18 protein-coding genes and 1 tRNA gene are annotated in these 17,647 nt (G+C 63.6%); 13 read left to right on the top strand and 6 right to left on the bottom strand.

The features are described from left to right. Positions 1 to 39 precede the first annotated feature (39 nt). The 6 genes from mnmA (at position 40) to ACVWYP_RS39820 (ending at position 4,962) form a co-directional block, all read left to right on the top strand. Positions 40 to 1,236: a tRNA 2-thiouridine(34) synthase MnmA gene (mnmA, locus tag ACVWYP_RS39845; RefSeq protein ID WP_304497105.1), complete on the top strand. Its 1,197-nt coding sequence runs from the start codon at positions 40 to 42 to the stop codon at positions 1,234 to 1,236. A 75-nt stretch (positions 1,237 to 1,311) separates the two neighbouring features. Continuing rightward, on the top strand, positions 1,312 to 1,950 hold the full coding sequence (locus ACVWYP_RS39840; RefSeq protein ID WP_028333443.1) for a class I SAM-dependent methyltransferase: 639 nt from the start codon (positions 1,312 to 1,314) through the stop codon (positions 1,948 to 1,950). A gap of 53 nt (positions 1,951 to 2,003) precedes the next feature. Continuing rightward, positions 2,004 to 2,369, top strand: coding sequence for a hypothetical protein (locus ACVWYP_RS39835; protein ID WP_439711119.1), 366 nt, complete (start codon positions 2,004 to 2,006; stop codon positions 2,367 to 2,369). A gap of 116 nt (positions 2,370 to 2,485) precedes the next feature. Then, positions 2,486 to 2,562: transfer RNA gene (locus ACVWYP_RS39830), tRNA-Met, on the top strand. A gap of 801 nt (positions 2,563 to 3,363) precedes the next feature. Further along, complete coding sequence (locus ACVWYP_RS39825) at positions 3,364 to 3,969, top strand: reverse transcriptase family protein (protein ID WP_259244847.1); 606 nt, start codon at positions 3,364 to 3,366, stop codon at positions 3,967 to 3,969. A 60-nt stretch (positions 3,970 to 4,029) separates the two neighbouring features. Next, a complete protein-coding gene (locus tag ACVWYP_RS39820) occupies positions 4,030 to 4,962 on the top strand; it encodes a trypsin-like peptidase domain-containing protein (protein WP_245288854.1) in 933 nt (310 codons plus the stop codon). 81 nt (positions 4,963 to 5,043) lie between these two features. Here ACVWYP_RS39820 and ACVWYP_RS39815 read toward each other — a convergent pair whose 3' ends face one another. Further along, positions 5,044 to 6,465, bottom strand: a complete 1,422-nt coding sequence (locus ACVWYP_RS39815; protein WP_028343463.1) for an argonaute/piwi family protein — start codon at positions 6,463 to 6,465, stop codon at positions 5,044 to 5,046. Continuing rightward, on the bottom strand, positions 6,462 to 6,887 hold the full coding sequence (locus ACVWYP_RS39810) for a hypothetical protein (protein WP_304497104.1): 426 nt from the start codon (positions 6,885 to 6,887) through the stop codon (positions 6,462 to 6,464). The genes ACVWYP_RS39815 and ACVWYP_RS39810 overlap by 4 nt, the downstream gene beginning before the upstream one ends. A 270-nt stretch (positions 6,888 to 7,157) precedes the next feature. Between ACVWYP_RS39810 and istA the strand changes: the two genes are divergently transcribed. Together istA and istB are read left to right on the top strand one after the other, a co-directional pair. After that, complete coding sequence (istA, locus tag ACVWYP_RS39805; RefSeq protein WP_026192312.1) at positions 7,158 to 8,672, top strand: IS21 family transposase; 1,515 nt, start codon at positions 7,158 to 7,160, stop codon at positions 8,670 to 8,672. Next, positions 8,669 to 9,481, top strand: a complete 813-nt coding sequence (gene istB, locus ACVWYP_RS39800; RefSeq protein WP_018269937.1) for an IS21-like element helper ATPase IstB — start codon at positions 8,669 to 8,671, stop codon at positions 9,479 to 9,481. Before istA ends, istB begins: the two co-directional genes overlap by 4 nt. 123 nt (positions 9,482 to 9,604) lie before the next feature. Here istB and ACVWYP_RS39795 read toward each other — a convergent pair whose 3' ends face one another. Continuing rightward, positions 9,605 to 10,858 carry an SIR2 family protein gene (locus tag ACVWYP_RS39795; protein ID WP_245288860.1) on the bottom strand — a complete coding sequence of 418 codons (1,254 nt, stop codon included), beginning with the start codon at positions 10,856 to 10,858 and terminating at the stop codon, positions 9,605 to 9,607. An 88-nt stretch (positions 10,859 to 10,946) separates the two neighbouring features. Further along, positions 10,947 to 11,213, bottom strand: coding sequence for a helix-turn-helix transcriptional regulator (locus tag ACVWYP_RS39790; protein WP_016845109.1), 267 nt, complete (start codon positions 11,211 to 11,213; stop codon positions 10,947 to 10,949). Between the two features lie 191 nt (positions 11,214 to 11,404). Here ACVWYP_RS39790 and ACVWYP_RS39785 point away from each other — a divergent pair, with 191 nt between their 5' ends. The 5 genes from ACVWYP_RS39785 (at position 11,405) to ACVWYP_RS39765 (ending at position 15,337) form a co-directional block, all read left to right on the top strand. Continuing rightward, positions 11,405 to 11,716, top strand: a complete 312-nt coding sequence (locus ACVWYP_RS39785; protein WP_016845110.1) for a hypothetical protein — start codon at positions 11,405 to 11,407, stop codon at positions 11,714 to 11,716. Positions 11,717 to 11,718: 2 nt separating this feature from the next. Continuing rightward, a complete protein-coding gene (locus ACVWYP_RS39780; protein WP_304497103.1) occupies positions 11,719 to 12,294 on the top strand; it encodes a hypothetical protein in 576 nt (191 codons plus the stop codon). 177 nt (positions 12,295 to 12,471) lie between these two features. Further along, positions 12,472 to 12,915 (top strand): hypothetical protein, encoded by a 444-nt coding sequence (locus tag ACVWYP_RS39775; RefSeq protein ID WP_051448084.1) that lies wholly within the window; start codon positions 12,472 to 12,474, stop codon positions 12,913 to 12,915. Beyond that, entirely contained in the window at positions 12,912 to 13,064 is a 153-nt protein-coding gene (locus tag ACVWYP_RS39770; RefSeq protein ID WP_155258715.1) for a hypothetical protein, read from the top strand. The genes ACVWYP_RS39775 and ACVWYP_RS39770 overlap by 4 nt, the downstream gene beginning before the upstream one ends. 2 nt (positions 13,065 to 13,066) lie before the next feature. Then, positions 13,067 to 15,337, top strand: a complete 2,271-nt coding sequence (locus tag ACVWYP_RS39765; protein ID WP_028343594.1) for an AAA family ATPase — start codon at positions 13,067 to 13,069, stop codon at positions 15,335 to 15,337. Positions 15,338 to 15,507: 170 nt separating this feature from the next. Here ACVWYP_RS39765 and ACVWYP_RS39760 read toward each other — a convergent pair whose 3' ends face one another. Beyond that, the gene (locus ACVWYP_RS39760; RefSeq protein ID WP_016845114.1) at positions 15,508 to 16,257 is read right to left on the bottom strand and encodes a helix-turn-helix domain-containing protein; all 750 of its coding nucleotides are present in this window, start codon (positions 16,255 to 16,257) and stop codon (positions 15,508 to 15,510) included. Further along, positions 16,254 to 17,498 carry a ParB/RepB/Spo0J family partition protein gene (locus ACVWYP_RS39755; RefSeq protein ID WP_155258716.1) on the bottom strand — a complete coding sequence of 415 codons (1,245 nt, stop codon included), beginning with the start codon at positions 17,496 to 17,498 and terminating at the stop codon, positions 16,254 to 16,256. Before ACVWYP_RS39755 ends, ACVWYP_RS39760 begins: the two co-directional genes overlap by 4 nt. Positions 17,499 to 17,647 lie beyond the last annotated feature (149 nt).

Here is a 17,647-nt window from a genome sequence, read left to right as displayed (position 1 = left end):
CATAAGCTCGCCGCGACAGTGACCAATGACCGCTTAAAGATGCTCAACAGTCTGGATCTCGAAGGCCGCCCTGAAGACACACGGATCGTCGTTGCCATGTCCGGCGGCGTCGACTCGTCGGTGACGGCTGCGCTGTTGAAGTCGCAGGGCTATGACGTGGTCGGGATCACGCTGCAGCTCTACGACCACGGCGCCGCGACCCATCGCAAGGGCGCCTGCTGCGCCGGCCGTGACATCCACGATGCGCGCAATGTCGCCGAGCGGATCGGCATCCCGCATTACGTGCTCGACTACGAAAGCCGCTTCAAGCAATCGGTGATCGACAATTTCGCCGACAGCTACGCGCTCGGCGAGACGCCGGTGCCGTGCATCGAGTGCAACCGTTCGGTCAAGTTTCGCGATCTGCTCGCGACCGCGCGCGAGCTCGGGGCGCAGGCGCTCGCCACCGGCCACTATGTCGCCTCGCGGCGGCTTGCCGACGGATCGCGCTCGCTCACTTGCGCCGCGGATGCCGATCGCGACCAGAGCTATTTCCTGTTTGCGACCACGCGCGAGCAGCTCGACTTCCTGCGCTTCCCGCTCGGCGACATGACCAAGCCGCAGACCCGCGAGCTGGCACGGCGCTTCGATCTCGAGGTCGCCGACAAGCAGGACAGCCAGGACATCTGTTTCGTGCCGACCGGCCGCTACACCGACATCATCGGACGGTTGAAGCCGAACGCGATCGCGCCAGGCGACATCGTCGATCTCGACGGTCATGTGATCGGCCAGCACCAGGGCATCGTTCATTTCACCGTCGGCCAGCGCAAGGGGCTCGGCATTGCCTCCGGCAGCCCGCTCTATGTGGTCAAGCTCGATGCGGCGACGCGCCGTGTCGTGGTCGGGCCGCGCGAGGCGCTGCGGATGGATCGCATCGCGCTGCGCGACGTCAACTGGATCGGCGACGGCGCGCTGGATCGCGTGATCGGCGAGGGCATCGAGATCTATGTCCGCGTGCGCTCGACGCGCGCGCCGCAGCCGGCGTGGTTGCGCGCCGTCGATGGCGGCTATGAGGTCGAGCTCGTCGCCGGCGAGGAGGGCGTGTCGCCCGGCCAGGCCTGCGTGTTCTACGACGCAGCCTCCGGGCAGGCGCGTGTGCTCGGCGGCGGCTTCATCAGGAGTGCAAGCGCCAGCCGCGCAATACGAGCCGCGACGCAGGATGCGATGGCGCCGATTGCAGAAGCGGTTCGCGGATAGCGCATGATCCGGAAAAGTGGGGACCGGTTTTCCGCGACGATCATGCGCAAACAAGAGTAACTTCGGGGCAGGGGAATGGCTGGGGACATCGACCGCGAAGGGGTCGAAAAGGCGTATGGCCGCTGGGCGCCGATCTACGATCTGGTGTTCGGCAAGGTGTTCGATCAGGGCCGTCAGTCGACGATCGCGGAGGCCGACCGGATCGGCGGACGCGTGCTCGACGTCGGCGTCGGCACCGGGCTGTCGCTGTCGGAATACAAGCGCACCACGAAACTATGCGGCGTCGATATATCCGAGCCGATGCTGCGGCGGGCGCTCAAACGCGTGCGCACGCAGGGACTCAGCAATGTCGAGGCGCTGGCGGTGATGGACGCCAAGAATCTCGCGTTTCCGGATGCGTTCTTCGACGCGGTGGTCGCGCAATATGTCATCACCGCGGTGCCGGATCCCGAGGCGACGCTCGACGATTTCATCCGCGTGCTGAAGCCCGGCGGCGAACTGATCCTGGTCAACCACATCGGCGCCGAGAGCGGCCCGCGCCGCGTCTTCGAGCTCGCTTTCGCGCCGCTAGCGCGGCGGCTCGGCTGGCGTCCGGAATTTCCGTGGGAGCGGCTGACCAATTGGGCGGCGAAGCATGGCGGGGTCAGCCTTGCGGAGCGCCGGCCGATGCCGCCGATGGGGCATTTCTCGCTGATCCGCTTCCGCAAATCGTGAGATTGCGGCGATTTTGACGTGGAACATCGGGGCGGCGTCACGGTTTTCTCGTCATGATGATCAATCGAACACTCGCTTTATCCTGTGTGCTGATGATGGCACCCGCTGTGGCCGTGGCGCAGGCGCCGCCGACATCAGCCACACCGCCGGCCCAGACCGCGCCACCGGCGCCGTCGCGCACCGCCGTGAATTGCGCGCCGCAGCAGCCTTCGCATCCCGGTGCTGTGGTTCCGGAAGGAACCACCACCGGGCAGAGCAGCCAGCCGCTGGGCGACAAGCTCGCCAAATCCGACGGGGTGTTGTGCCCGCCGGCCGGGGTCGATCCCGAAATGCGTGCGCCGACCCCGCAAGGCGGCAACACGCCGGTGATTCCACCGCCCGGCAGCCCCGGCGGCGACCAATCGGTGAGGCCGAAATAGCCTCTGTCTGCAATAAGTTGCTGCCCCGTCCGCCTTTGCTTGACAGGCGCGCATGCCACTCTTTATATGCCGCGCGTTCGCACCCGCGGCTCACCAGCCGCCGATCGCGAGCCCATGGCGGGGTAGCTCAGCTGGTTAGAGCACGGGAATCATAATCCTGGGGTCGGGGGTTCGAGTCCCTCCCCCGCTACCAGATCCAGCATAACCCCTTGATTTCCCAGACTTGGCCGATGGAAGTTTCGACGCGAGGGAGTCTCATTGATACATCCGAAGCGGCCGCTGATCAAATTCCACGGCCCAACCCACCGCACGACATAACGCCGCTCAAGATCAACGTGCCGCCCTAGCGGCGGCGGCTTATCGCCGCCATCCGTCCTTTAGTCATTGCAGCAGCTGCAGGTAGCGACAGGCATGGGCACCGTTTTTCAGGCGGGCAAATCGACGGCGTTGATCGTGCTATCGTGGGAGCTCACTCTCTTCTCCTACATCGGTTAGATGGGCGGGGATCTGAGCTCGTGAAGTTGGCGGAGGGCGCACTTGCTCCAAGCGAAGCGCACTGCATGCCGTCTTATGCCCAGGTCATCGTGCAGGAAGGTAAGAGTCGGAATTTCGATTCCTACAAATCGAGGACGTGGCACGCTAACGTTCCCGGGTGATGGTTACCGTGGGCGCGGTCGCGACCGCATGCTCTCTCTATCCTTGGGCGGGAGGCATTAGTCACTAATGCTCCCTGTCACCTAAGACTGCTGCTGATCCCGAAGCCCGATTTGGCGGAAGCGTTGATCTGCGAGCGTCGGCGACCTAAGGCCAAATATCCATGTGAATTTCCCAAGGAGGACGTGGCGCCAGCGCGATGCGCTGCTATTGAAGATGCTACGAGGTCTCCCCTCGCATGCGCGCTGTCGTAACTGCGGCGTAAGAGCGAAAGTCTAATCAAGGATCGTGCGCGCCACGTTGCTCGCTGAATGCCTGGCGTGATTGGAAGGGAGACCTCGTGCCCAGCCTTGCATCGTTCTTCGGCGCTCCTATCCGGGTCACCGTTCCAAACGAGCTCACGTGCGAAGCCGAGCTGCTGAAGTTTCTTGCTCTGTCGACAGCCGAACTCAAGAAGATTTGGTGGTTTCGGGGCCGGATGTATCAGAAGTTCGAGATTTCGAAAGGCGGACAAAAGAAGCGCGTCATAAGCGCACCGGACCGCCGATTGAAGATGCTGCAGACAAAGATCGCGTCCTCGCTCGCGTCGATATACAGACCGCGGAATCCCGTTCATGGCTTTGTGGACGGCCGCTCGGTCAAAACGAACGCTACGGCTCATCTCCGGAGCAAGTTCGTGTTGAACTTGGACATCGAAGGCTTCTTTATGGCCATCACGGAAGGACGCGTGTCCGGCCTAATGGGTGCGCTCGGCGTCGACGGTCGAGTCGCTGAAATCCTGGCGCGGATCTGCTGCAACGAGGGTGTCCTGCCCCAAGGCGCGCCTAGCAGTCCAGTAATTTCCAACATGATCTGCTTCCGGATGGACAAGGAATTGCAGACAATCGCGAAGGAAAGCCGCTGCATCTACACCAGGTATGCCGACGATATCACTTTCTCCAGCTAACAGCCGCTGACCTTGCTATTCGAAGGACCCCCGCCGCCGGCCGGGAATTTCCCGCTCGATTTGCTCAAGGATCGGCTTCGCGGAGCTTTCCGATCCAACGGCTTCGCGATCAATCCGCAGAAGATCCACTACGCCGACAAGCATTCGCGCCGAACAGTGACCGGCCTCAAGATCAACGAGTTCGTCAACGTCGACCGAAAATACGTACGAAACACCCGCGCAGCCTTGTTCGTGACCGAAACACGAGGCGCTGCGGTCGCCCAGAAGATTCTCAAAGACAAGTATGGTCGCGAAGCGACGCTCGCGTCGCATCTTCGCGGACGGATATCCTGGGTGGGGCACATCAAGGGACCTTCGGACCCGATTTTCCGTGGTCTGGCCTCGCGCTACAACAAGCTCTTCCCTTCCGAGAAACTCGAAATTCTGCCAACGAATTTGGAGATCAGGGAGCGCGCGGTGTGGGTAGTCGAGCATTGGGCAGATGACGCAGCGGAAGGCAGCGCGCAGGGCACGGCTTTCTTCTTGAAGTCAGTGGGTCTCGTTACGGCCTGGCATTGCGTGGAGGGGGCGACAGAGATCGCGGTCTATCACCCCAGCAAGACTTCGAATAAATTCAAGGTGACGGTCGCCAAGAACGACGCGCATCGGGACTTGGCCGTGCTCGCACACGAAATACCCGTCACCGAGTACTACGAGTTCGACATCTCGAAACGCACATTCAAGGTCGGCGACAATACGACGGCGATTGGATTTCCGAGCTTCGGCCCAGGCGACAAGATCAACGTCCGATCCGGGTCGATAACCTCGTTGCCCACGAAGAGCGCCGTCCCGATGATCGAGGTGACGCAAAAGCTCTCGCAAGGCATGTCCGGCGGTCCGTTGCTCGATGATGACGGCGCGGTCGCCGGTGTCAATCATAAAGGCGGACCAGGAGAGGCCAGAGATTTCGCCGTGCACGTGAACGCGCTGACCGACTGGCTGAGCAAGTCGTAGAGATGTCCGGACCATGGCTTCAAGGCGCCCTTGGGCGGACTCAGGCGCCTGGCGATACCCACAACGACTTAGGCGATTTCGCTACATGAAGAAGCGAAACTGATACGGTGTCGAACCCAGGCCGTCCATGCGCTTGACGACGCGCGCGAGCACTTTCGCGTAAGCCATCGTCACCGGCAGCATGTCGTACAGCGCGTCGTTGTTCCAATCCATCTTCGCGAGAGCGAGAGCCGAACGCGCCGTGTCGTCCCAACTACCATGGCCCGCGTGGCGCACCAGACGGATCGGGCGCGGCGTGCTACGACCTCCTTGATAATATGAGCGTTCGGCAACGCCCTTCACGTCGCCGTGCATCCAAAGCAGGCACTCCCGATCCCCGAGCGGGATCAGCGTGCCGCGTTCAACTGGATAGCCGAAAGGCTTTCCTTTAGCGCCGCCTTGCCGGTCGCGTTCGATCCTGACGCCGCGCCAGCCCACGTCCTCAACGACCTGCACCAAGTCGACCGCCTCGCAGAGATGCAACGCCTCCATGCAGCCGTCGATCTCCTCCTTCTTGAACTCTGTAGTCTTGTGCACCGTGACCCTGCGAGGCGTGCGGCCCGAGTGCCTTCTGCGATAGAGGTCCAACGATCTGCTCATGACACGGAACATCTCGGTCCGGGACATGAAAGGGTTTTCTCGCTGAACTTCGATTTCGTGGGCGTCGTAGGCGACAAACTCGAGACCGGCACCTTCGGCGTCGAAGACCTGACTGCAGCATGTTACGAAGCGCGGCCGGTCCGATTCGGTCGGACGCACCGCGTAGGAGAGACCGATATAGGCGGCCTCAGGATCCGTGTCAGCGAGCTTCCAGGGGACGCCTCCCGCCTTCGCGTAAATCGCAAGTCCGATGCGCCACATGACGCTTGCGCGGTCCGGATAGGCGAGCGCGCGGTCTTCGCGTACCAATTGGATCGGAATGCGTCGCGCGGCGGTCGCCGCCTTGAGGTGGTCGTGGAGGTCGAAATCGTCGCCGGCGGACCCCACGAAGCCCGCGGCCCAGCTTTGCGGGATGTAGATGAAGACAATGTCGAACGCATCCCGACGCGCCTCGAGAGATTGGATGGCGCGAATCAGCCGATCCGCCAACACGACGTGGGGCCTAGCCGAGTCCTTCATCTCGAACTCCAGCCGATCGTCCAACTCGAAGTGGCAATCCTTAACGGCGCCTCGCATATCGAGATTGAACGCCTTGCGGAAGCCGGGCCAGGCCGGGAGGTAGTCCTTGCGTTCGGTCGCCTTGAACTCGGCCGCGAGTTCTTTCATGAAGCCGTAGAGTCGCGCCCCCTGCCGGGCCGGTGCGATCGTCGCGATCCGAATGGGGTTGGGGACTAGGCCTGACGAATAGGGACCAAACCGCAACAGCCCGCGCAGGGGGTGCAGGTCGACGTCGGATGTTCGCTCGGGATGGAATGCGAGCTCGGCTTCCGGGATGAAAAGGTGAGGCGATATCTCGCTCGTCATGGGCGGCCTCTTCCTGAGTAAGCTGTCGTATCGTCGAGCCTGAAGGCCGCATCCACGCCCGCGCTGATGCCGAGGGCCAGGATATCGCGCTCCGGGCACGCGAACAGCGTCGACCAGAACGAGAGAAGGGCATTGAGCGCCGGATTGTAGCGCCTCACTGTGCGCTCGCGGGCAAAATCGGTCGCCGCGGTTCTGTTCCCCTGCGTGATGCCTTCGAACACGGTGCGCGGCTCGAGCAGAAGCCAGAGCCGCTCGTCCGCCCAATCCAGCCGGATGCCCAGGCCCTCCCGCCAACTCAGTTCGGGATGCTTCGGTACCGTTCCACCGAGGCTGCCGGTCAGTTTCTTGAGCGGCCCCCACTTCGCGTCGTCGATCGAGGCCGGGGTCAAGAGATCGCTGCTTCGGCGACGATCTGCAGTCATCGCATGCGTTCGGGTCAGCGCGCGGGTCAACGCCTCACGGAGAAGCCCACGCTCTTGGCTTTCGTAGCGCAATCTGCCGCGCGGCAATCAGGGTGACAGTGGAGCGTCAATCAGGATGAGAGAGCTTCGCCGGGCTCGTGACGCAGGGAGGGCGTAGCCCGACCGGAGTTACGAGCCCGGCGTCGGCGCGATCCACAGGGGACCGCGCCGACTGGTGATCGCGGCCGGCTGGTTGTGCAAGTGGTTCTTCCGCCAAGAGGAATCACTCGCTTGCCAGGCCGACACGTTACCGATCACCAGATGAGGCTCTACATGAAGTACCGTCAGACCGATACCCCGCCAGTGGCCGCCGCCAAGGCGTCGTTCAGTACCTCGACCGCGTATCGCTTTGAGAAGGATCGAAGGCTCCCATTGCAGAAGAAGGGAGCCCGCGGCCGGCGCCGACCGGACCCGTTGGCCAGTGTTTTTGAGACCGAGGTCGTGCCGATGTTGAAGGCGGCCCCCGGCGTGCGGGCTGTCGCGATCTTCGAGGAGATGTTACGCCGCCACCCTGAGCTCGGGGCTGGAATCCGCCGCACGCTGGAGCGCCGGATCCGCGCCTGGCGGGCAATCCACGGCGAGGAGCAGGAAGTCATCTTCCGTCAGACCCACGAAGTGGGTCAGGTCGGCCTGTCCGACTTCACCGACATGGGCGAGCTCGGGGTCACCATCGCGGGCGTGCCGCTCGATCATCGCCTCTATCACTTCCGGCTGGCCTATTCCGGCTTTGAGCACGCCCATGTCGTGCTCGGTGGCGAGAGCTTCGTCGCCTTGGCGGAAGGACTGCAGAATGCTCTGTGGTCGCTCGGCGGCGCGCCGCGGGAGCATCGGACCGACAGTCTGTCGGCCGCCTTCTGCAATCTGGACCGGAATGCTCAGGACGATCTGACCCGGCGGTACGAGGACCTCTGCGCCCATTACGGCATGCGGCCTTCCCGCAACAATCGCGGCATCGCCCATGAGAATGGGGCGATCGAGAGCTCGCATGGCCATCTCAAGCGGACGATCGCCGATGCGCTGCTATTGCGCGGCACTGCCGACTTCGATGATCTCGCGGCCTATCGCGGCTTCATCGACGAGATCGTCAGCCGCCGCAATGCCCGCAACGCCAAGCGCATCGACCACGAGCGCGCCACCCTGCAGGCATTGCCAGATCGCCGCACCTCGGACTACGAGGAGGTGATTGTCCGCGTGACGTCAAGCGGCGGCTTCACCTTGCGCAAGGTGTTCTACACCGTGCCGTCACGCCTGATCGGCCACCAGCTGCGGGTGCGCCTTTACGATGATCGTCTCGACACGTTCGTCGGCGGCACCCATCTCGTCACCCTGCCGCGTGGGCGGCCGCATCCCAACGGCAAGCACGACCAGGTCGTCGATTATCGGCACGTGATCCATTCCTTGCGGCGCAAGCCAATGGCGCTGCTCAATCTCGTCTACCGTGATCGGCTGTTCCCGCGCGATGCCTATCGGAAGACCTTCGATCGTTTGCGCGAACGGCTGCCGGACAAGAAAGCCTGCCGGCTCATGGTCGATCTGCTTGCGCTGGCGCACGAGCGCGGCTGCGAGGCCGAACTCGCCGGTCAGCTCGCCGCCGACCTGGACGCCGGCCAACTGCCCGATCTCGGACAGCTGCGCACGCACTTCGCGCCCGATCCTGCCCGTGTGCCGCAGGTCGTGGTGCATCTCGCGCCACTGGCCGCCTATGAGTGCCTTATCGGCACCGCCGAGATCGGAGGTGCCGCATGAACACGGCCAACACCGTCGACACCGCGCGCCTCAATCTGTTGCTCAACGAGCTGCGGCTGCCCGCCATCAAGGTGCTGTGGCCGCAATTTGCTGAGCAGTCCGACAAGGAAGGCTGGCCGGCGGCCCGCTTCCTCGCCACCATTGCCGAGCACGAGATCGCCGAACGCGGCCGCCGTCGCATCGAGCGGCACCTCGTCGACGCACGGCTGCCAGCCGGAAAGACCTTCGACAACTTCGACTTCGAGGCCGTGCCGATGATCTCCAAGGCGCAGGTCACCGCGCTCGCCGCCGGCGACGGCTGGCTGGGCAAGGGCGCCAATTTGCTGCTGTTTGGCCCGCCCGGTGGCGGAAAGAGCCATCTCGCAAGTGCTCTCGGCCTCGCTCTGATCGAGAACGGATGGCGCGTTCTCTTCACCAGAACCACCGATCTCGTGCAAAAGCTCCAGGTGGCGCGGCGCGAGCTCAACCTCGAGGCCGCCATCAACCGCCTTGATCGCTTCGATCTCCTGATCCTCGATGACCTGGCCTACGTCACCAAGGACCAGGCCGAGACCAGCGTGCTGTTCGAACTCATCAGCGCACGCTACGAGCGACGCTCGATGCTGATCACAGCCAATCAGCCATTCGGCGAATGGAACAGGGTCTTCCCGGACCCCGCTATGACCCTCGCCGCCATCGATCGGCTTGTCCACCACGCTACCATCGTCGAGATGAACGTCGAAAGCTATCGCAGGCGGACCGCGCTCGAACGAAAACGCGGACCTGGACGCCCGCCGTCACACGCGACACCCAAAACCGTCTCTGATTGACGCTCCGCGACAATCAGAGTTCAAAAAACTCTTGCGCGCGACAATCAACGCGGCAATCATCACCTCGCCGCGACACCGACTCGCCATCCTGATTGTCGTGCGCTTCCCACCCAGATTGTCGCGCTATAGCAATCGGCGGACTTCGATCGCGTGCAGGTCGAAGCTTTCAATGTCGTAGGCCGAAAGCACGGCTCGCACGTTGGCGTCGGAGCCGAAAGCGAGTACTCCGGCTCGTGACCGGGTCGCGAGCACCGGCAGGGCTGCGGCTTCGATCGCCGACCTGACCTCCGCCACGCCGCCGATGCCGCATCCGACGCGGCGACAAACGGTCGGCGTTTCGATCAATTCGAGTGCATTGAGCCGGACCACTGGAAAACCGCGCTTGCCGGTTGGTCGCGGTGCGGGCGACCAGATTCGTCGCTCCGAAGCGAGTTCGTCCAAGGCCTTAGTGTCCAGATCCTCCGCCAGGCGAACGAGGTCGCGCAAGACCTCGTCGAAATTCTCGATCGGCACCAGCCCGCCGTCGACGCCTTTGCGGGCGGCGGCCGCCAAGAGCCGTTTGACGCGCGGCAACGGCGGGTCCTCGCCGCGATGGAGCCAGAAGATACCGGCAGGAAAAGGGGTGTCGCGCTCGAGAGCCGTTTCCAGGGTGTCCATGATGGAGTCGTCGCGGCCGCTGTAGCCAGCTACGATCAGGCCCCACCGGCCGCAACTGTCGATCAACAGCGACCTGAGTTTCGCATCCTGTTCGCGCAGTTCGTCTCCGGTGTTCTTCAGTCTGCGCGATCGAAAGTCGCCGTGCATTTTGACTTCGACGGGCCAACGCCCCTCGTCGATGACTTGGCGCCCAAGACTTCTGGTCTCGATCGCCACCGTCGTCAACTGACCAGTTCCGCCGTAGACCTTCGCGCAGCCGTCAGCGATCAACGGATCGAAGTTGGTCGTCCAGACGAGACGAGCACGTCCGGCCCGCATCATTGTCGCAAGAGCGACGTGTCCGTAAGACGGCTTGGCGCCGCTCACCTTCGACGCGATGTAGGTTCGACGGTCCGCCTCGCTCGGATAGACGGCTTCGAAGAGAGCCGCATACTCGTCGGGAGCGCCGGGCGGCGGCAAATTCCCGATGCCGTCGACGAATGACTGCAGTTCGCGCCGGACGGCTGGGTTGGCAAGGTCGGCGACCATTTTCGGGGAGACGCGCCGCTGACTTATGTAGAGCTGCTGCTTGAACTCCCAGATCATGTCCCACGCCGTCGGGATGCCGGCGGCCGCCGATCCACCGGCTCCGAGCAACCACATCAGATTTCCGCCCCGTTGCGAGAAGCGGCGCGCAAAATCATCCGCAGCGACGGCTGGATAGGTCGAATCGGCTGACATGCGAGTATTCTAGTTGTAGGACTTGCCTTGTACGGCTTAGGATTGGCCTTCTGTCATCCTGCCCACCGGAATCTTTTGGTCGCTCCCGTCACCTCGACTTCGCGCGACGTACGCCTTCGCCCGTCTTGTCACTCGCGAAGGTGAACTCGATATCGCATTCGACTTCGAGATATTGCCGCAGCGTCTGCAGCACGGCCTTGCGGCGCGGATCGGTTCGATCGGATGGCTTGGCCGTCTCGAACGTTGCGATGGCCTTCCGCGACACGCCAGCCTTCTGCCCAAGTTCGGTTTGACTCCATCCGAGCAGGGCGCGCGCTGCTCGAAGCAGGGAGGGGGTGAGCAGGTGGTCGTCCATCGGAATCTATCAGTTCTCCGGCCGGGCCTCCGAACGGGGCGAGCTACTAATCAATGGTTACATTTTTACCTTTCCTGTTAACCGACGGTTAAGGTTAACGAGAATTTCCGGGTTTTTGGGGACAATTTGTCCCCAAACCAGAAGAACTGTGCTACACCGCCCCTCAGGAAACTGACCGGGGACGATGACCGATGGTGGATTACGAGAAACATCTGCGTAGCGCCGCTTGGCGGCAGATTCGCCAGCGTGCGATCGCGGCCGCCGGCCATCGCTGCGTGCTCTGCGCGGCGACCGAGCAGCTCGAGGCGCACCATCGCACCTACGACAACCTCGGAGATGAGCGCGATGGCGACCTCACGGTGCTGTGCCACGAGTGCCACGAGGTGGTGACCAGCATGCTGCGCGCCCGTCGTTACGCGGCCAAGCCGGCCTCGTATGCCAACATCGTCCGCAGCATCGCCGAGACGGCACCGCTCTTCGATCCCACCGAGGGGGAGATCTGATCATGGCGGTGGAGATGATCACCCTCCGTCTGGTCGGCGTCGGCCCCATGCTGATGCACTCCAGCAGGCTCGCCGACCCGTTCGACCCCACCGCGAAGGCGCTCAAAAAGCTCACGGGGAAGCAGCACAAAACCGACGCTGACCATCACCGGATCGCGGAGCTCGAGTGGCACGGATCGCTGTGGCTTCACGAAGGCCGGCCGTGTCTGCCGCCGTCCGCGATCAAGGGTGCGCTCGTCAACGGCGCCAAGACGGTCCGCAAGGGCAAGGCGACCAAGGCGGCCTTCGTCGCCGAGGGTCCCGCGATGCTCGAGTACGATGGCCCGAAGACGGTCGAAGAGCTCTGGCAGGACCCGCGCTTCCGCCACCGCGAGATCGTGCGCGTCGACGACTCGCGGGTGGCGCGCACGCGTCCGTGCTTCGACGGCTGGAGCGCGACCGTACGCGGCTCGTTCATCACCACCATTATTAACCGGGAGGACGTCGTGAGCTACTTCCGCGTGGCGGGTCCCTTCGGCATCGGCGACCACCGTCCCGACTTCGGTCGCTTCCTGATCGAGGAGTCGCAGCTCGAATAGTCTTGGCATGGCTCGACACCGCGAGGCTAGGCGTGGTCCGGCACGGCGTGACGTGACGGGGCGTGTCCCGGCGAGGCAGGGCAGGGTCCGCCAAGGACCCTCCCTCGCCTAACCTTTTCAAATTCCGCATCTCAACATCACGCGCGGCCTGCCGCGCGAATGACGGAGCTTTGCCCGATGAAAGAAGGCGAATTCCCGGACGGCGAGGCGCTGCCTCCGGTGTTCTTCTACTGGCGCACAAAGACGGCTGAATCCTTCGACGAACGCGCTCGCTCCGAGGTCGCCAGCTTCGTCGCCGGCATCTCCGCCACGATGCCCGAGTGGCGTGCGGTGATCCGCGGCGACGCTGCCGCCGCCATCGGCATCGTCATCGGACGTCGAATCCCCGAGCGCATCGGCCTGCGCGTCGATCTCAGCATGACAGTGTTGCTGGCCTGCGCCTTGTTTGATCCCGCCGCGGCGATGGTGCTGTCGCACACGCTCGCCCGCATGCCGATCGAGACGCGCGAGCGCACGCGCCTCTCGGCATCCTGGTCGATGCACGAGATCTGGCTCGGCAGCCGCCGTGCCGGCGCCCGTGTTCCCAAGACGCCGCCCCGGCTGACGGGAGGTGGGTCGTGATGGTGCAGCCGACGAGCGACCTGCATGCCGATTTTTCCGCCTTGAACGCGTCCTTGATCGTCGTCGCCAGCGACAACGAGCAGGGCTTCGCCGCGGCGCTTGGCTACCCGAACGAGCGCCTCGGGTCCGATCCTCTCATCGAGATCTAGACATGAACGAGACCACGAGCATGTCGAGTGTCTTTGGGCCCCGTAACGGCGGTACGCACCGCCCGGTGTCCTTCGCCGGCACCGGCATTGGACCCATCGAGCGGCGGGCTTATGGGCAGGCTTGGCGCGATGCCTTGCGCTTCCGGTGGAACCTCGCCGTGGGCGACGATCGGCCGCCTATCGCCCGGTCGGGCGGCTTCGCCAGTCTGACGCGCTTGGCGGATGTCGATGACGACACTGGCTTCGAGGAGAATGCAAGCCGCGAGGGATGCCCCCCGAGCCCGGCGCGAATTGCCGCGGCTCTGCTGCTCGCCCGCGCTTTCGACGCCGCGCCGGACGCTGCGCGGGACTTGATCTGCGGCGGCGCTCCCGTTGTCGTCGACGTCGCCGACGGCGCGATGCTCGACGCGCTTAAAGGCGGGTGGCGCGGGATGTTTTTCGACGACGCGCTGCGTATGATCGACCTGGTCAAGACCGCTCCCGGCCGTCGCGACGGTCTCGACGGCGCCTATATCGTGCTGAGGGAGCCGCTCAAAGGCGCTGCCAAACAGCGGCTGGAGCGCGTCGCTGCCGACATGTGCGCCTACGCGCTGCCCTTCGTGGCGTTCTCGTCCAACGGCCGCGCCTGCCTTCCGAAAGTGCTGAACGAAGCGGCCCGGTACCGGATCGAGTTGCCCATGCTCGATCCCGCGACGGTGTCGCGCACCATCCGCGCCGTCACCGGCATCAGGACGGCGGTCGATGTGCCGGCGGAGACGATGCGCGATGTTGGTGTAGGTGACCTCGCAGCGGCGATTCGGTTCGACCGCACGCCGGAAGAATGCGTCGACGAGCTGCACCGTCTCGCCGCCTCGAAGAGGGCCGAACGGCCGTCGCGGGGGCTGGTGCTCTCCGAGATCCATGGCATGGCTGGTGCGCGCGCCTGGGCTGACGATGCGATCGCCGATCTCGCCGCCTGGCGACACGGCGAGATCCCCTGGGATGCGGTCTCGAGCGCCGTGATGCTCGCTGGGCCACCCGGCGTCGGCAAGACGCTGTTCGCAGAGGCGTTCGCGCGTAGCGCGTCAGGCGAGGATTCGAAATCAGGCATCCCGCTGATCGTCTGCTCGTATTATTCCTGGCAGGCAGAGGGGCACTTAGGCGATTTCCTGGCGGCGATGCGCCGAGACTTCGCCTCCGCCCGGGCTCAGGCGCCCTGCGTGATGCTGCTCGAGGAATGCGATAGTTTCGTCGACCGTCGCGCCGTCAAGCACTCGCACTCAGACTACGTCAGGAATTGCATCAACGCGCTGCTTGAGGAGGTTGATGGTGTGCGCCGGCGGGAGGGCGTCTTCCTGATCGGCTGCACCAACGAGGTCGAGGCTTGCGATCCCGCGCTGCTGCGGGCGGGCCGCTTCGAGAACGTGGTGCGCATCAGTCCGCCCGATCAGGACGAGCTCAAGAAGATCTTCCGGGTTCGGTTGAAGGGCGATCTGGTCGGCGTGGACATCTCCACCGTCGTGATGTCGGCAGCTGGCATGACCGGCGCCGACGCGGAGCGCGCGGTGAAGGACGCACGCCGTGTGGCGCGGCGGGAGAACCGCGAACTCAGGCTCGACGACCTCCGTCTTGCTCTCGTCGGCGACCACGACGTTTCCGGCAAGCTGCGCTGGAGGACGTCGATCCACGAAGCGGGCCACGCGGTGGTCGATGTGCTCCGCTTCGGCCCCGACGGCGTCGTCGCCAACACGACGCGCACGGACCGGCGGCTCGGGATGTCGATGCGTACCACCCGCCAGGTCTTCGAAGGCACGGCGAGCGATTATAGGTCACGTATCGAAGTCTTGCTCGCCGGCCGTGCCGCCGAGGAAGTCCTGCTTGGTGAGGCGTCCCACGGCGCCCAACAGGATCTGGCGGAGGCCACCAGGCTGAGCTGCGCGATGTTAGGCGGCCTGGGTTTGGCGGGACCGTCGCCCCTGACGCACCTCGGCGACCCGCGCCATGCGGAGGAATTTCTCCGCCACGTCGATATTCGCGCCGCGGTCGGCATCGAGCTTGCCGAGGCTGACCGTGCCTGCCATGACCTGCTCGAGGGCAACCGGACGGCGTTGATCGCGGTGGCGCGCCGGCTGTTCGAGCGGGGTAGCGTCGACGGCGCCGAAATCGCCGCGCTGCTCGAGGCCGAGCGCTCGGCGGCAGCAGACGCGGAGGGCGCCCGGGGAGAGGACGATGCTCCATTTTCGGGCGAGCAGGGCGGCACTGTGATCGCTTTTCCGGAACTCAGTCGCGATTGAGTTCGCGGTTGTTTGAGCCGGTCTGAAGCCCATCTTGGACTGACTGACGGCTGCCCTGCCTTGAGCGTCGTCGTTTATCGGCTGACCGCCGGGAACGCATGGACGCGACCATGACTTCCCAGCACGATCGCGTACGGTCATGCGTCCCGCCGCTGGGCGTGCGCTGGAGCTTAGCCATCGTCCTGATCAGCTCGGCATGCGTTCAGGACTTCGGCTTCGAAATACTTCCAAGAAGCAATCTTGCTGGCGCCATTGCCAACTCGTCGGGCAACCTTGATCAGGCAGGACTTCACCTCGCGCTCATCAAAGTGCATCAGCCACGTCGCGACAGGCGCCAAGTTGTTGATACCTGGGGCAGACCAGTCAATTGCGGGTCCTAGCTCCACCGCAATCCCTTCGATGGTTCGAACGGCGTAGATGATGGCGTCTACGTCGAGGCGCCCGGGCTCGGGAAACGGCTCGATGAAGCTGGGTAGGGGCTGGTTCTGTCTGGGTGTTTCATCATGGTAGATTACGCTGAAATTCGTTCCGGTAGGAACCTGAACGACGTTCTGGTTATCACCAGAAACAGCTTCATTCTTCAGTGTGGGGTGGGAAGGAGTATCCGCAGGAGGCGGGCCGACCGGCGGAGCTGCGGTCGGCGGCGGTTCGAGAGGACGGATCAGGAGAGTGATCCAGTCGGACGTACGCTTGCGATTGACGTTCCTCGATTTACGGTGGATGAGTTTAAGCGCTTCAAGTTTGGCCAATACGGTGCAGACCGTGCGCTCAGTGAGGCGGGTCCGATTTGCGATGGTTTTTTGTTTGGGCCAACACACATTGGCGTCGTTCGCGCGATCGCAGAGGTCGAGGAGAACGATTTTCTCTGTGGACGTGATGTTGAGCTGCTTCCATCCCCATATCGTCGCCTGAAGGCTCATTTGCCGTCCTCGGATTGGAAGGCTTCAAACGATTGGGATTCCAGGGTCGTGGCCGCAGCGTTGGTTTCGTCGATCCAGGCAAGAAATGCCTCGCGAGCGGGAACGGAGGCTTCATGCCAGGCTGCTTGCAGGGCGGCGAGTCCCCGGACGCCTTCATCGCACTTAACTGGTTGGTCGCCGGGCTGGGCCGAGATCAGACCGCCGCGCGACTGCCTATACGACATGGGACTGTCGCCTGATCCCCATTGGTCCACCGCCGAGACATCTTGACCGGCGGCCGCCTCCTTGATGAGGGCCTCGCGCGTGTCCAGCGGCAACATGGGCAGTGTGTCAAGTTCGTTGCCCCGGTCCAACGATGTGCCGACAACACGCTCGAGATCGTTGCGCCCGTTCCGAGAGGCACGCTGAACAATCCGCTGAACGGACCGCGCAGACTTGCCGATCCGCCTCGCGGTGGTCTCGACAAAGGAGGGCGACGCATCCGCCACACTGGCGGATGCGTGTGCCCGACCCATGGCACGATTGGCTGCGGCCGCTCCTCTGGCCTTCGGTTTGCCGTGCAACTGCTCGTGGAGCTCCCGACAGCGATCAATGGCAAGCGCTTCTTGCGCCGGCGTGAACGGGCTTCGAACGAGGTTTTCTTCGATTTCCCAAAGTTCTGCTTCCTCATCGGTGAGTCCGACGACGCGGCAACGAATCTGGTCCTCGCCACTGGTACGTGCGGCATTGAGCCTCTGTAGGCCAGCAACGAGCAGGAATTTGCCCGGGTTCATGGGATCCGGTCGGACAACCACCGGCTGGATGACGTCATTGGTGGACAGGGAGCCAACCATGACTGGGATGAATTCGTCGATGATGCCACGGAGCCGATGACCGACCGAGATGTCGACCAGACGCACGAGCCTAAGAGCATCCACTCGGACGTCGGCATTAGTCACGAGCGGATCATCGAAGGGATTGGGCAACGATGGGGTTTCCCTCAACGTCGCGTTCGGAGCTTCGATCGCGTGCAGTGATGTGCCAGCGTCGTTGGCATCTTGCGCGAGGTCCGAGGCGGGAGTGTCGGAATGGCCTTTCGGCGAATGCGAATCGTTGTTCGCGACTTTGAGGATGTGAGACCGCCTGAGTTTAGGAAAGGCGTAGGGCCGGCAGGGCGCCGCATTGTGCTGAGATGCCTCGACCGAGCGGGAATCCTCAGAGCTCTCCAAGAGTTCATCAATGCCGATTTTGGGCCGTTCCACTCTTCGCTCCTGTCTGCCCAGCTCGGATGCGCTGCGCAGTAGATTATGCCAGCTGCTTTGTTGCCTGCGCAAATTGCGTTGCGTGCGCAAAAGCTTGCAAAATTTGTGGACACTCTCTGAGAAGATCAGGCGAGAATCGGTGGCGACGA

The organism is Bradyrhizobium sp. USDA 3262 (assembly GCF_054060035.1).
The sequence above is the reverse complement of the archived record's forward strand: the minus strand, read 5'-3'. Positions and strand labels throughout refer to the sequence as shown.

Excerpts from the sequence above, each read along its gene's own strand:
- mnmA (WP_304497105.1), top strand. The coding sequence starts at position 40 with ATGCTCAACAGTCTGGATCTCGAAGGCCGCCCTGAAGACACACGGATC.
- ACVWYP_RS39840 (WP_028333443.1), top strand. The coding sequence starts at position 1,312 with ATGGCTGGGGACATCGACCGCGAAGGGGTCGAAAAGGCGTATGGCCGC.
- ACVWYP_RS39835 (WP_439711119.1), top strand. The coding sequence starts at position 2,004 with ATGATGATCAATCGAACACTCGCTTTATCCTGTGTGCTGATGATGGCA.
- ACVWYP_RS39815 (WP_028343463.1), bottom strand. The coding sequence starts at position 6,465 with ATGACGAGCGAGATATCGCCTCACCTTTTCATCCCGGAAGCCGAGCTC.
- ACVWYP_RS39810 (WP_304497104.1), bottom strand. The coding sequence starts at position 6,887 with ATGACTGCAGATCGTCGCCGAAGCAGCGATCTCTTGACCCCGGCCTCG.
- istB (WP_018269937.1), top strand. The coding sequence starts at position 8,669 with ATGAACACGGCCAACACCGTCGACACCGCGCGCCTCAATCTGTTGCTC.
- ACVWYP_RS39795 (WP_245288860.1), bottom strand. The coding sequence starts at position 10,858 with ATGTCAGCCGATTCGACCTATCCAGCCGTCGCTGCGGATGATTTTGCG.
- ACVWYP_RS39790 (WP_016845109.1), bottom strand. The coding sequence starts at position 11,213 with ATGGACGACCACCTGCTCACCCCCTCCCTGCTTCGAGCAGCGCGCGCC.
- ACVWYP_RS39785 (WP_016845110.1), top strand. The coding sequence starts at position 11,405 with ATGGTGGATTACGAGAAACATCTGCGTAGCGCCGCTTGGCGGCAGATT.
- ACVWYP_RS39780 (WP_304497103.1), top strand. The coding sequence starts at position 11,719 with ATGGCGGTGGAGATGATCACCCTCCGTCTGGTCGGCGTCGGCCCCATG.
- ACVWYP_RS39775 (WP_051448084.1), top strand. The coding sequence starts at position 12,472 with ATGAAAGAAGGCGAATTCCCGGACGGCGAGGCGCTGCCTCCGGTGTTC.
- ACVWYP_RS39765 (WP_028343594.1), top strand. The coding sequence starts at position 13,067 with ATGAACGAGACCACGAGCATGTCGAGTGTCTTTGGGCCCCGTAACGGC.
- ACVWYP_RS39760 (WP_016845114.1), bottom strand. The coding sequence starts at position 16,257 with ATGAGCCTTCAGGCGACGATATGGGGATGGAAGCAGCTCAACATCACG.